The organism is Streptomyces lichenis (assembly GCF_023218175.1).
In the GTDB taxonomy this organism is placed as follows: domain Bacteria; phylum Actinomycetota; class Actinomycetes; order Streptomycetales; family Streptomycetaceae; genus Streptomyces; species Streptomyces lichenis.
In genome coordinates this window covers 54,047-67,399 of sequence record NZ_JALPTH010000024.1, presented here as the reverse complement: position 1 = coordinate 67,399, position 13,353 = coordinate 54,047, and the positions used below count along the sequence as shown (strand labels likewise).

Below are 13,353 nucleotides of genomic sequence, written 5' to 3'. Positions count from 1 at the left end.
CGTGCCTGAAGCACCGCGCCTACCGCCCACCGATCTCCGCTCGGGCGGTACCGCATGCCCTGGCCGAACATGCCTCTGCCGGCCTGACCCGGGGCGCCTGTCCGTCCAGTGACTCATGCGCGCTTGACCAACACACGTGAGGAAAGTGATCGCGATGACGAACCCGCCCGAGAAGACCCGACAGGCTGACGGGACCGCCGCGTCGGCCGGTGCCGCCTCGATGCAGTCAGCGATGAGCCGACCCTTCATCAGCCGGGTCGTCCCGCTCAAGCGGGACCTGCGCTATGACCGCTCCACCGGCCGCGCCCACCTGCCCGTACGTGTGTGTCTGCGCGACGGGACCGCCATCTCCACCACGCTCGACCTGGCCCCCGGGCAGGTGGAACTCCTCTACATCCAGTTGGAACGCGGCATCGAACTCCGCGAAGACACCCTGCGGCAGGCCTGAACGTACCCGCCACGGAGGAGGACACCGTGACACATACATCCGCCACCATCGCCGACCCGCGTCTTGCCGCCGGCTACTACCTTCGCGGAGACGGCCTCGGCCCCTACGTCTCCGGGCTGCTCGCCCGCGCAGGGACCGTGTTCGACATCAAGCCGCTTCTGGTCGCCGACCTCGACCACCCCGCCACGCACGGTCTGTACGACGACCGAGAGGGGGTGATCGAGCCGGGAGCCCTGGTAGAAGGAGACGTGATCGTCCAGGGCGGCGCCCGGGTCGAGTCAGGCGCGATGGTGTTCGGCCCGGCCCTCATCTGCACCGGGTCCGTCGTCAGCGCCGGGGCCCTGGTGCGCGAGTACAGCGTGATCGGGCCGGGCTGCCGGATCGGTTTCAACGCCGAGATCACCCGCAGCCTGCTCGCGGGGCACATCTTCGCCAAGCACGCCTGCTTCATCGGGGATTCCGTCGTCGGCCGCCGGGTCAACTTCGGAGCCTTCTGCTCCACCACCGGGCTGCGCTGCGATGCCGGCCCGGTCGCGGAACCCGCGATCGAGGAGATCACCGTCCGCCTCGACGGCCATCGCGTCGGCACCGGCCAGACGAAGTTCGGCGCCGTCATCGGCGACGAGGTCGTCTTGCCCGCCGGTACGGCCCTCGCACCCGGCACCCTCATCGGTCCCGGCTCGGTGGTGTACCCCCGCAACCAACTCGGCGGCACCCTGCCCGCCGGCTCCCGCGTTCGGTGACGGCCACCCACACCCGAGCCGACGGTGCCGTGAAGGTCACCGGAGGCAAAGCGCTCTCCGGTGACTACCAGGTGCAGGGCGGGAAGAACATCGCCTTGCACCTGTACGCGGCGGCACTGCTGGCTGATGAGGCTGTCACCCTTCGGGACGCGCCCGCCATCCTGGACACCGAGGTCTGCGTCCGTCTCCTCCGGCACACCGGGACCGGGGCTTCGTTCGACGGGCAGGACTTCACCGTGGTGCCCTCGGCGGCCCCACTGCCCGTCGTGCACCCTGAGGCGGGGCGCCTGATCCGCACTACGGCTGTGCTGGGCGCCGCGCTTCTGGCGAAGACCGGCCTGGTGGAGTTCCCCCACCCGGGCGGGGACGCCTTCTGTCCCCGCTTGATCGACCGGCACCTGGCCGCGATGCAGGCGGCCGGAGCGGAAGTGCTCGTCTCCGAGGAGGGAGTGCGTGCTTTCCTCGGCCACCGGGGCGTACGCCCGTTCACCGTGGACGTGGGTACGCCGTACGGGCCGAGCCTGGGGGCCACCGTCACCGCACTGCTGCTGGCCGCCTGCTGCCCGCGTACCTCGCTGATCACCAACCCGAGCGTCGAGCCGGAGGTCATCGAGGTGGCCCGCTTCCTCGCTGATCGGGGCGTGGCGGTCTGCCGCGATGCCGCCGGACTGCACGTGACCGGCACCGGGCACATCGGAGGGGGAGCCTTCCCCGTACTCGGCGATCGGATCGAAGCCGCGACCGTCGCCATGGCCGCCGTGGCGACCGGGGGACGCGTCACCCTGCGCGGCGTAACCCTCCGCGACCTCCCGAGCGGGCTTGTCAGCGCGCTGACCGCCGTCGGAGTGCTTTTCTCTCCCGGCCAGAACGCGTTGGACGTCCGACCCGGCCGTTCGCTGTCCGCCATCCAGACCCTGACCGGCCCGCATCCCGGACTGCCGACCGACACCGCGCCTCAGCTGGCCGCGCTGCTCACCCAGGCGGCCGGTACGTCCGTCATCCACGAGCGTGTCTATCCCCGGCGCGACTCGCATGTGGCACCTCTCAGGGCGTTCGGTGCCCGGGTCGGGTCCACTGGGCCGCTGGTCAGCGTCGAGGGAGCGAGCTGCCTCCGTGCGGCCGAGGTCGAAGCCGCCGACATCAGGGCGGGCGCGGCCCTGCTGATCGCGGCGCTGGTCGCGGACGGCACTTCCGTCATTCGTGGCCTGCGCCATCTGCGGCGCGGCTACGGCCACTTGCTCAGGGGACTCGCCACCCTGGGAGCCGAGATCACCACTGAACCGGAGACAAAGTGATGCCCCTCCCGTACAGCCAGGGCGACCACACGTCCTTGAACGAAACCCTCCATGCCGTCATCGCGGACGGGGCCACCCCGGGCGGTGTCCTCCTCACCGGTACGGCCGACGGCCTGCGTACGGTCCTGGCCGCCGGTGCCGTCGTTCCCGAGCGCAGCCCCGAAGCCCCCGACGAGCACACGCTCTACGACCTCGCCTCGCTCACCAAGGTCGTCGCCACCTGGCCCCTCGTCGGCCGCGCCGTGGAACAGGGCCTGCTCGACATCGACGCCCCACTCCGCGACGCCCTCCCCGCCATGTCCGGCAGCACCCCGAGCGCTGAACCCACCATCCGGCAGATCCTCACTCACACCAGCGGCATGCGGGCCACCACCCGGCTCGACCACTACCGGGGCGCGGAGTTGCCGCTGTACGAGCTGATGTGCCGTGAACCGCTGGACGACGTACCCGGCCGTGCCCACCGGTACATCAACCGCGGCTTCGTCCTCCTCGGCCTGGCACTCGCCCATGTCCATGGGCGACCACTCGACCAGCTCGCCCGCGAACTCTTCGACGACCTCGGCATGCCCGCGACCACCTACGGGCCACTGGCCCGCTCATCGCGGGTCGCTCCCACCGAACCGCGCTTCCCCGGAGCGCCCCGCCTCTGGGGCGCCGCCCATGACGACAACGCCGCCCTGCTCGGCGGCGTCGCCGGACATGCGGGTGTCTTCGCCAGCGCACACGACCTGGCCACGTACGCGGAACGCCTCCTCGATTCGTACGCGACTGCCGACGCCCCGCTGGGCGCCTGGTTCCGGGCCGGCCTCGTCCCCCAGGCGGAGATCGAACCGGGCCTGCACCGGGGACTGGCCTGGGTCACCGCTCATGGTGGACACACCGCCTACCACCACGGCTTCACCGGCACGAGCCTCTACCTGGCGCCGGCGGCAGGCCGCTACCTGGTGATCACCACGAACGCCATCCACAACGGCCCCGCGCGAACCCGCCTCGCGCCCCTGCGGGCCTTGGCGCTCAAGGTGCTTACCACCGGGTGAGAGGGATGCCCGGTGGGTGGGCTAACGTCCCACATGTCGGATTCTGTGAAAGTCATGCGGGAGCGGTGGCAGCCCGAGTAACGTCGCAGGTCGCGAAGCGTGCTCCCCGCCTGCGCGGGGATGGTCCCGGCCGCACCTCCCCCTGGGACATCGGCGACGCGTGCTCCCCGCCTGCGCGGGGATGGTCCCCGGATCGTGCCGGCGACGTCGACCTTGCCGGCGTGCTCCCCGCCTGCGCGGGGATGGTCCCACCCACGCGGCCCGGGACGCGGCCACGGCCTGGTGCTCCCCGCCTGCGCGGGGATGGTCCCCAGACGGAGACGACCTGGTCCATCAGCTCGTCGTGCTCCCCGCCTGCGCGGGGATGGTCCCGGCGGCGATTTTCATGCCGACGCGGGAGACCGGTGCTCCCCGCCCGCGCGGGGATGACTTGGGGCGGCGCCAGCGTCGGCATCGGTGCCGTGTGACCGTCTGAGGCAAGGCCCATCTTGCCGCCCGATCCCAGGTGCCTGACTTCCATTCTTTGGAGTGACGGTGAACCTGATCGTGCCGGTGTGGGCATGATCATCGCTACGGTCAGCGGGTGGTTTCCAAGGGGCGGCACCAGAATGCGGATGTTGCTAGTGCGCTTGACCGCGCCAAGCAGGCGGGCTGCACGGTCGCGCCAGACAAGAACGGGCATCGGTGGGGGTGGGTCGTCTGCTGTTCGTGCGGAGCGCGTCTCGCTGTCTCCGGCACGCCCAAGAACCCCGGTAATGAGGCGAAGAAGATCGACCGCTTCGTCAAAGCCCATGCGCACTAGGGAGGTACGAAGTGGACTGGAGCTTCAGCATCCGCCTCAGGCAGCCGCTCACCCCCGAGCAGGCTGACGCGTTCGATCACTGCGACGCCCTCGCGGACGGGGCGATCTCCTACACGCTCGGCCCGGAGAATCCTGCCGATCATCCGCGGTTCGCGGACTCGGCTCTGCTGCGGGAGCTGGCCTGCGATATCGAGGCACCGACCCTCCTGGACGCGGTCGCTCAGGCGGTGCAGCGGATTCGGCTTGTCGACGGGCTACAGGCTGTGGGTGTCGCTCTGCCCGACACCGTGACGCTTGATGAAGCCGGTCAGCGCAGTGGGCTGGGTGCTTCGGCGCTGACTCGGCTGTGCCAGGAGGAGGGTTTCCCGGTGCCCGTGTCCGGTGAGGGAACGGTGCTCTATGCGTGGGGTCAGGTCCTCGGGTTCCTGCGGGAGGTCGGTCACCCGGTCCCCGACCCTCCGCAGGACCTGGTGATCGCGGAACAGGTACTCCGCCTTGTCGACGCCCTCGACGGCGCGGGTGTCTCCCTGGGGACGCTGAGAGCCTTGGGACTACCAGTCGACTATGAAAGTCACAGGTCGTGAAGCGTGTTCCCCGCCCGTGTGGGGATGGTCCCTGCTGGAGCATGTGGCCCGGCACCACTATGGCGTGCTCCCCGCCCGCGCGGGGATGGTCCGTATCCGATCTGCGTCAGGGTGGCGCCGAGGTCATGCCCCCCGCCCATCGCGGGGAGTGCCCCCAGGCCCACCCCCCTACCCCTCCACCCGCATCGTCCGCTTCGCGCGTTCGTAGGCCGGGAGCATCGCGGTGTGTTCGGCGGCGTCGAGGCCGCCCAGGTGGAGGATGACGGGGCCCTGGGGGGTGGTGACGGCGAGGGCGCGTTCGGGTTTGTCGCCGAGGATTTCGTTGGTGGCGGTGTAGGTGACTTCGGCGGAGTCCGCGATGCCGGAGAGGCGCGGGGTGGTGTAGCGGGGGGTGCCGGTGATCTTCTCGTCGGCGACGAAGGCGGTCAGGGCCGCTCGGGCGGGGGTGTCGCGGGTGGTTTCGGGGCTGGGCACGTAGACGCGGAGGAAACCGGTGTGCCCGGCCGGTTTGGCGTCCAGCTCGCAGCGGATGTCCAGGGTGCCCTGGCGGAACATCGCGTCGATCTTGTCGTCGCCGATGGGCTTCGTCACTCCGGCTTCCAGCGCGCTTCCCTCTCGAAGGAGACGGGGAGGGGGCAGGGAAAGGAGGCCGCGTCGATCCGCACGCCGGGGGATGAGGGGGAGGGGGAGGGGGCTGGGGGGTTCGGGGTGGGGAGGGGGCCGGCGGTGCAGCCGGTGGGGGTGAGGGAGAGGGCGGTCAGGGCCGCCGTTGTCATGATCGTCCGCCGCTTGGCTCGCACGAAGGCCCCCGCCCCTGGTCGTAGAAGAACGCGGCACGGTACCGCACCGCTGGTCCGGCTACTCTGGTAGGTCGCCCCCCGCCCGCGTACAGGAGTGTTCATGGCCGTCAACCTGGTCAATGTCGAGGCAGTCAGCAAGGTGTACGGCACCCGTGCGCTGCTCGACGGGGTGTCCCTCGGGGTCTCGGAGGGCGATCGCATCGGCGTGGTCGGGCGGAACGGGGACGGTAAGACGACCCTGATCCGGATGATCGCGAAGTTGGAGGAAGCGGATCAGGGGCGGGTCACGCACAGTGGTGGGCTGCGGCTGGGGGTGCTGACGCAGCACGACTCGCTGGACCCGGCCGCCACCGTGCGGCACGAGGTCATCGGGGACCGGGCCGACCATGAGTGGGCCGGGGACGCCAAGGTGCGGGATGTGCTGACCGGGCTGTTCGGGGGGCTGGACCTGCCGGGCTTCCCGCAGGGGCTGGACACCGTGATCGGGCCGCTGTCGGGTGGTGAGCGGCGGCGGATCGCGCTGGCGCAGTTGCTGATCGCCGAGCAGGATCTGGTGGTGCTGGACGAGCCGACCAACCACCTGGATGTGGAGGGGATCGCCTGGCTGGCGCGGCATCTGCAGGCGCGGCGGTCGGCGCTGGTGTGCGTCACCCACGACCGGTGGTTCCTGGACCAGGTCTGCACCCGGATGTGGGATGTGCAGCGGGGCGCGGTCCATGAGTACGAGGGCGGGTACTCGGACTACGTCTTCGCGCGGGCCGAGCGGGAGCGGATCGCCGCGACCGAGGAGGCCAAGCGGCAGAACCTGATGCGCAAGGAGCTGGCCTGGCTGCGCCGCGGCGCCCCGGCCCGTACCTCCAAGCCGCGCTACCGCATCGAGGCCGCCAACGCGCTGATCGCGGATGTGCCGCCGGTGCGGGACACGAGCGAGCTGATGAAGTTCGCCAACGCCCGGCTGGGAAAGACCGTGCTGGAGATGGAGGATGCGACGGTCACGGCGGGGCCGAAGACGCTGATCAAGCATCTGACCTGGCAGCTCGGGCCGGGGGACCGGATCGGGTTGGTCGGTGTCAACGGGGCGGGCAAGACCTCGCTGCTGCGGGCGCTGGCGGATGCCGCGTACAGCGGTGGGGAGAAGCAGCCGGCGGCCGGGAAGATCGTGGTCGGGAAGACGGTGCGGCTGGCTTATCTGTCGCAGGATGTGACGGAACTGCCGCCTGCGTTGCGGGTGCTGGAGGCGGTGCAGCAGATCCGGGACCGGGTGGATCTGGGCAAGGGGCGGGAGATGACCGCCGGCCAGCTGTGCGAGCAGTTCGGCTTCGGGAAGGAGAAGCAGTGGACGCCGGTCGGTGATCTGTCGGGCGGCGAGCGGCGGCGGTTGCAGCTGCTGCGGCTGCTGATGGACGAGCCGAACGTGCTGTTTCTCGATGAGCCGACGAACGACCTGGACATCGAGACGCTGACGCAGCTGGAGGACCTGCTGGACGGGTGGCCGGGCTCGATGGTGGTCATCTCGCACGACCGCTTCTTCATCGAGCGCACCACCGACCGCACCTTCGCCCTGCTCGGCGACGCCACCCTGCGGATGCTGCCGCGCGGCATCGAGGAGTACCTGGAGCGGCGGGAGCGGATGGTGGAGGCCGCGGCGCCCGCCCCGGCGGCCGCTCCGGCGCGGGAGAAGTCGGCGGGGGACGCCCGGGCCGCCAAGAAGGAGCTGCAGAAGGTGGAGCGGCAGCTCGACAAGGTGGCGGAGCGGGAAGGGAAGCTGCACGCGTCGATCGCGGAGAACGCCACCGATTTCGCGAAGGTCGCCGAGCTCGACGCCGAGCTTCGCGCACTGGCCGCGCAGCGTGAGGAGTTGGAGACGCGGTGGCTGGAACTCGCCGAGGACGCGTAGCGGGGATGCGGGGACAACCCGCCGCCCGGCGGCGTGGAGTCGGCGTGGAGAGGCGATAACAGAGGCATCACGGGCCGGTCCTCCCTTGGGTACAGGGGCGGGACCGGCCCTTTTCATGTCCTCGCCGGGTGATAGAAAGAAGCCCCGCTCGACTCACGCAACACTGCGGATTCCATGTCCGATTCACTCCATTCCGGCGGTACGTGCGCGCCGGAATCGCGGGGGAGGCCGGTCGGGCAGCGGGCCGCGCGAAGGGGGATGCGCTGATGAGTCAGCCACCCAACCAGCAACCGCCGCAGGGGGGCTTCGGGCCTCCGGAGGAGCCCGACCCGCGGTCCGGTCAGGACAGCCCGTCGGGTCGGTCGGATCAGGGTGGGCAGCAGTCGCCGGCCGCCCAGCCTCCGGCCGGGGCTCCGCAGCCGCCGGCCCAGCCGCCGGTCGGGCCATCGGCCGGGGCTCCGCAGCCGCCGGCTCAGCCGCCGGTCCAGCCGCCGGCCGGGGCTCCGGCAGGCGCACCGCAGCCGCCCGCCGGGCCGCCGCCGATGCCGCCGCAGGCCCCGGGCCAGGCGCCGGGGCAGGCCGCCTCTGGCCAGTCCGGTGGCTATGGCACCCCGCAGCCGGGTTACGGCACCCCGCAGCCCGGTTACGGCGCCCCCCAGCCCGGCTACGGCTACCCGCAGACGCCGCCCGGCCAGGCCCCGGGCCCGTACGGCGGTCAGACGGCCCCCGGCCAGGCCCCGGGCCCGTACGGTGCCCCGACGCCCCCTGGCCAGCCCCCCGGCCAGGCCCCCGGTCCGTACGGGGGGCAGCCCAACCCCTACGGCGGCCAGCCCGGCAGCCCGTACGCGGCGGCTCCGCAGCCCGGCGGGCCCGGTCAGCAGGCCCCGTACCCCGGGGCGCCCGGCCAGCCCGGGGGCCCGTACGCGGCGGCTCCGTACCCCGGTGGGCCCGGTCAGCAGGCCCCGTATCCCGGCGGGCTCGAAAAGGGGTCTCCCGGTGACAAGGGGCCCTTCAAGGGCAAGTCGCTGGTCATCGTGGCGGCGGCGGTGGCCGCGCTGCTGGTGGTCGGCGGCGGGGTCTGGTTCGCCGTGGGTTCCGGTGACGACGACCCGGCCAAGCCGGACGCCAAGGGCAGCAGCGCCCCGGTGAAGCCCAGCGGCTCACCCACGGTGGACAAGGGCGACGGGACCGGCACCGGCGGCGGCCGGGACGTGGGCGACGACTTCAACGCCGACCGCCAGCCCGGCGAGGCGAAGGTCGCCTTCACCGTCAAGAACGACGTGGACCTGCCGCGCAACGGCGCCGATGTGTACGGCCCGTGGGTGGTCGGCGACACCGTGGTCAAGGCGATGTACAAGAGCGTCGTCGGCTACTCCGCCGCGGACGGCACCAAGAAGTGGGAGATCCCCTTCGCCACCGAGGTCTGCACGGCCCCGGCGGCGCCCACCGCCGACGGAAAGATCGTGATCGGCCTCAACGACGGCGTCACCGAGAAGGCCGACTGCAACGACCTCCAGCAGATCGACCTCAACACCGGCAAGGCGGGCTGGAAGAAGCCCGTGCCGCGCGGTGACGGCTTCGGCTCGCTCTTCGAGATCACGCTCGCGATGAGCGGCGACACGGTGACCGCGGCGGGCACCGGCAACTCCTTCGCGTTCTCGATGGCCGACGGCAAGCAGCTGTGGGGCAAGGACCCGGACGCCGAGTGCAAGCGGTACGCCTTCGCCGGCGGCCCCAGGCTGATCGCCGCGGCCGACTGCGGCGGTGCCGCCAAGACCCTGCACGAGCTCAGCGAGGTCGACGCCAAGACCGGCAAGGCGAAGTGGAGTTACCGGCTGCCGGAGGGCTGGGAGGTCGACAAGGTCTACTCGGTCAGCCCGCTGGTGGTCTCCGCGATCAAGCGGGACAAGAAGCAGTGGAGCGTCTTCGCCCTCACCGACGGCGGCAAGCTGCGCTCCACCATCCAGGGCGGCAAGGACAAGTTCCGCCCCCAGTGCGGCGGCAGCTTCATCATTCTGGGTGAGTACCTCCAGGGCTGCGTCGGGGTCGCGGCGGACGCCTCCACCTTCTACATGGCGACTGAGCCGACCCAGCTGACCCGGGGCACCAACGAGGTCGTCGCCTTCGACCTCGACACCGGCAAGCCCAAGTGGCGGGCCAAGGCGGGCCCGGAGCGGACGATGACGCCGCTGCGGATGGAGGGCTCCGAGGTGCTGGTGTACCTGCAGGGCTCCTACGACCGGGGCGGCGGCGTCGCGACGCTCGCCCCGACCGGCGGCGCACCGAAGACGCTGCTCCAGCACCCGGCCTCCACCGCCCGGTTGGAGAGCAGCGTGTTCAACCCCCGGTACGCCTACGCCGACGGGCGGTTCTTCATCGCCGACGGCCGGGTCAGCGCCAGCAACGACGAGGAGGAGAAGCAGTTCATCACCATCCTCGCGTACGAGAAGTGAGTCGGGGCCTACAGCGGTTCCGGTGCCGATTCCGGTTCCGGGACCGGTTCCGGGACCGGGGCCGGGGCCGGTTGCCGGTTTTGGGCTGAGTCCGGCGTACGGCCCGGGGCGGGGTACTTCGACCGCCCCGGGCCGTACGCCCGCCCGCTCCCCCCGTCCTCCGTCCTCCGCCGCTCCTCACTTCTTCTCCCCGTCCCCCAGGCCGGCCGCCGGCCACTCCCGAGGTATCCACACCATGACCCAGCCCCCTCCGCCGCCACCGAACCAGCCGCCGAACCAGCCCCCCAGCCAGCCGCCGGGCCACCACCCGGGGCCGCCGCCCAGCCAGCCCCCCAGCCAGCCGCCGGGCACCCCGCCCGCCCCGGCCGCACCGCCCGCCGGGGGCTACGGCTACCCCCAGGCGCCCCAGCCGCAGACGCCTTCCCACGCGCCGCAGACGCCTCCGCCGAGCGGGCCTCCGCAGGGGGGCGGGTACGGCTATCCGCAGACGCCGCCGCCGGCCGCGTACCCGCAGCAGCCCGGGTACGGGCAGCCGCCGGCGTACGGGCAGCCCCCCGCGTACGGGTATCCGCAGGCGCCCGGGCAGCCGGTGCCGGCGACCCAGCCCGTACCGGCGGCCGGCCAGTCCCCGTCCACCGGGCGGAAGAAGCTCTCGGCGCAGGCGAAGATCATCGTCGCCGCCGCGGTCGCGATCGTGCTGATCATCGGGGCCGGGGTCGTGTACTCGCAGATGCGGGGCTCGGACGGGGCGGACGAGGCCAGGGGCGGGAGTTCGGCCGGGACGGACGGCGGCAAGGACGGCAAGGACGGGGGGAAGAGCGCGCCGGACGGGGACGGCAAGGAGAAGGTGCCGGGGAACACCACGTCCAAGGTGGCCTTCCAGGTGCCCAACCCGGTCGTCCCCGATCTCACGGCCGTCTCGGGGGCCTGGGTGACCGACACGGCGTTTGTCAAGGTCGGCGTCGGGTCGGTCGTGGCCTACGACCCGGACAAGGGCACCCAGCTGTGGAAGCTGGACCTGCCCGGTGACGTCTGCGCGGCCTCCCGGCACGCCCAGGACGGCAAGACCGCGATCGCCTTCGCCGCCAAGAAGGGCAGCCCGCCCAACTACTACGAGCCGTGCACCGAGGTCGGCGCCGTCGATCTGAAGGGCGGCAAGCTGCTCTGGACCAAGTCCGTCACCGGCGGCGACGCGGGTGACAGCAAGGTGCGCTACGACGAGATCACCGTCGGCGGCGGCACCGTCGCCGCGGGCGGCACCGACGGCGGCGCCGCCTGGGACCTGGCCACCGGCAAGGAGCTGTGGAAGCCCGAGGTCAACGCCGAGTCCTGCAAGGACCGGGGCTACGCCGGCGGCGAGGGGCTGGCCACGGCCCGGGTCTGCGGGCCCTCCGACCAGCAGTACGTGCTGATCCAGAACCTGGACCCGAAGACCGGTGCGCCGATCTCCGAGTTCAGGATGCCGGACGGGGTGGACACCGCCGGTATCGTCTCCACCAAGCCGCTGGTGGCGGCGGCCGACGTGGGTGACACCGCGGGCGACGGCTCGTCCATCTCCGACTTCTTCTCCATCGACGAGAAGACCGGCAAGCTCAAGGCCAAGATCACCGCCAACGCCGACAAGTACGCCGCCGAGTGCGGGTCCACCGAGGTGGAGCAGTGCGAGAAGGCGGTCGTCGGCAACAACCGCCTCTACATCCCCACCGAGCCGTACGAGAGCGAGGACGGGATCACCCGGACCAACGACATCGTCTCGTTCGACCTGGACACCGGGAAGCCCACCTCCGACCGCGCCGTGGCCGGCCCCAAGCACTCCATGGTGCCGCTGCGCATGGACGGCGGGAACCTGATCGCCTACAAGCCCGCCACCTACAGCGCCGGCGGAGTGGTCGTCAGCCTGGACGGCGGCTCCATGAAGGAGACCGTTTTGATGCGGAACCCGGCCGAGAAGTCGGTGTCCGAGGCGGAGTCCGCGTTCAGCGAGGAGTGGCTGGAGATGCGGTACGCGGACGGCCGCTTCTTCCTGTCCACCGACTTCGTGAACGAGCCGCGCAACCCGGAGACGGACCGCAAGTACCTGGCGATGGTGCTCACCACCCACTGATCACCCACACGCCGACGATCCGGCCCCCTTCGCCGCGCACACGCGGAGGGGGCCGTTTTCGCGATTACGGGGGGCTTTGACCCCGTAGGGGGAGCGCGGCGTCGAACAAGCGTGTAGCTTGCCGGGTCAACACAGCCGGGCGCGCTGGGGCGGTGGGCCCCCTCCCGGTGAGGGGGAGGCTCGATGGGCGTGCGGGTGATGGTGGTCGACGACCACCGGCTGCTCGCCGAGGCGCTCGCCTCGGCGCTGAAGCTGCGCGGGCACCGGGTGCTGGCCGCGGCCGCGCCCGCCGCGGGCGCGGCCGAACTGGTGGTGAGCCGCGCACCGGAGGTGTGTCTGCTGGGCACCTCGGCGCCGGCCGAGCCGGGCGCCTTCGATCTGGTGGCGGCGATCAAACGGGACCGTCCGCAGATCGCGGTGGTGGTGCTCGGCCCGGTGCCCAGCCCGCTGGGGATCGCGGCCGCCTTCGCCGCCGGGGCCTCCGGCTATGTCCGCCAGGACGAGCGGATCGAGGGGGTCGAGCGGGCCATGCTGAAGGCCCGGGCCGGGGAGGCGGCGGTGGCGCCGCAGCTGCTGCGCGGGGCGTTCACCGAGCTGCTCAACCCGGTGGCGCAGCCGGACGACGAGGCCCAGCGGCTGCTGCGGCTGCTCACCCCGCGCGAGGTGGAGGTGCTGGTACGGGTCGCCGAGGGCGAGGACACCCGGCGGATCGCGGCCGGGATGGGCATCGCCTCCAGCACGGCCCGTACCCATGTCCAGCGGGTGCTGATGAAGCTGGACGTCGGTTCGCGGCTGGAGGCCGCCGCCCTGGCGGCCCGTACCGGGCTGCTGGACCGGGCGGCGGCCCCTCTGGAGCGGTAGCCCCTTACCTCTGGGGCTGCCGGTCGTCCTCGGATGCCGGGGGCGGCGGCGGGGGAGCGGTGGGGCGCAGCTTCAGCCAGACCAGGAAGAAGATCCCGAGGGCGAGCATGCCGAGCCCCGTCCACAGGTTGACGTTGACGCCGACGGCCTTGTCCAGGTCGGCGTCGGACGCGGTGATCCCGGCGATCGTCACGATGATCCCGTAGACCGTGAACAGGCCCCCGATGATCCGCCGGATGTCGAACAGCCGGGCGGCGGTGGCGGACTTGCGCTCCAGCTCGGAGACTTCGCGCTGCACATCGGACATGTCTGGTGCCTCCGGGGCGGGA

General features: G+C 71.8%; 11 protein-coding genes and 1 CRISPR repeat array. Of the genes, 9 read left to right on the top strand and 2 right to left on the bottom strand.

Annotated elements, in window-relative coordinates; all coding sequences use genetic code 11:
* Window positions 1-232 precede the first annotated feature (232 nt).
* The 5 genes from M1O15_RS22740 to M1O15_RS22720 all read left to right on the top strand — a co-directional run bounded on the left by M1O15_RS22740 (window position 233) and on the right by M1O15_RS22720 (window position 4,909).
* A complete protein-coding gene (locus M1O15_RS22740; protein ID WP_248635979.1) occupies window positions 233-448 on the top strand; it encodes a hypothetical protein in 216 nt (71 codons plus the stop codon).
* Between the two features lie 26 nt (window positions 449-474).
* Window positions 475-1,191, top strand: coding sequence for a hypothetical protein (locus tag M1O15_RS31705; protein ID WP_248635978.1), 717 nt, complete (start codon window positions 475-477; stop codon window positions 1,189-1,191).
* 29 nt (window positions 1,192-1,220) lie between these two features.
* Window positions 1,221-2,486: a UDP-N-acetylglucosamine 1-carboxyvinyltransferase gene (locus M1O15_RS22730; RefSeq protein WP_248635977.1), complete on the top strand. Its 1,266-nt coding sequence runs from the start codon at window positions 1,221-1,223 to the stop codon at window positions 2,484-2,486.
* 35 nt (window positions 2,487-2,521) lie between these two features.
* Window positions 2,522-3,523, top strand: a complete 1,002-nt coding sequence (locus M1O15_RS22725) for a serine hydrolase domain-containing protein (RefSeq protein WP_248635976.1) — start codon at window positions 2,522-2,524, stop codon at window positions 3,521-3,523.
* A 99-nt stretch (window positions 3,524-3,622) separates the two neighbouring features.
* A CRISPR array of direct repeats spans window positions 3,623-3,895; the repeat unit is 29 nt; unit sequence GTGCTCCCCGCCTGCGCGGGGATGGTCCC.
* A 441-nt stretch (window positions 3,896-4,336) separates the two neighbouring features.
* The gene (locus tag M1O15_RS22720) at window positions 4,337-4,909 is read left to right on the top strand and encodes a hypothetical protein (RefSeq protein ID WP_248635975.1); all 573 of its coding nucleotides are present in this window, start codon (window positions 4,337-4,339) and stop codon (window positions 4,907-4,909) included.
* 168 nt (window positions 4,910-5,077) lie between these two features.
* Here M1O15_RS22720 and M1O15_RS22715 read toward each other — a convergent pair whose 3' ends face one another.
* Complete coding sequence (locus M1O15_RS22715; RefSeq protein ID WP_248635974.1) at window positions 5,078-5,500, bottom strand: lipoprotein; 423 nt, start codon at window positions 5,498-5,500, stop codon at window positions 5,078-5,080.
* A gap of 309 nt (window positions 5,501-5,809) precedes the next feature.
* On the opposite strand from M1O15_RS22715, the gene M1O15_RS22710 reads away from it, so the two are divergent.
* From M1O15_RS22710 to M1O15_RS22695, 4 genes are all read left to right on the top strand, one after another.
* Window positions 5,810-7,606 carry an ABC-F family ATP-binding cassette domain-containing protein gene (locus M1O15_RS22710; protein WP_248635973.1) on the top strand — a complete coding sequence of 599 codons (1,797 nt, stop codon included), beginning with the start codon at window positions 5,810-5,812 and terminating at the stop codon, window positions 7,604-7,606.
* Between the two features lie 542 nt (window positions 7,607-8,148).
* Complete coding sequence (locus M1O15_RS22705) at window positions 8,149-10,059, top strand: outer membrane protein assembly factor BamB family protein (RefSeq protein WP_308282384.1); 1,911 nt, start codon at window positions 8,149-8,151, stop codon at window positions 10,057-10,059.
* Window positions 10,060-10,294: 235 nt separating this feature from the next.
* Window positions 10,295-12,163: an outer membrane protein assembly factor BamB family protein gene (locus tag M1O15_RS22700; RefSeq protein WP_248635971.1), complete on the top strand. Its 1,869-nt coding sequence runs from the start codon at window positions 10,295-10,297 to the stop codon at window positions 12,161-12,163.
* Window positions 12,164-12,346: 183 nt separating this feature from the next.
* Window positions 12,347-13,024 carry a response regulator transcription factor gene (locus M1O15_RS22695; RefSeq protein ID WP_248635970.1) on the top strand — a complete coding sequence of 226 codons (678 nt, stop codon included), beginning with the start codon at window positions 12,347-12,349 and terminating at the stop codon, window positions 13,022-13,024.
* Between the two features lie 4 nt (window positions 13,025-13,028).
* Here M1O15_RS22695 and M1O15_RS22690 read toward each other — a convergent pair whose 3' ends face one another.
* The gene (locus M1O15_RS22690; RefSeq protein ID WP_248635969.1) at window positions 13,029-13,331 is read right to left on the bottom strand and encodes a hypothetical protein; all 303 of its coding nucleotides are present in this window, start codon (window positions 13,329-13,331) and stop codon (window positions 13,029-13,031) included.
* Window positions 13,332-13,353 lie beyond the last annotated feature (22 nt).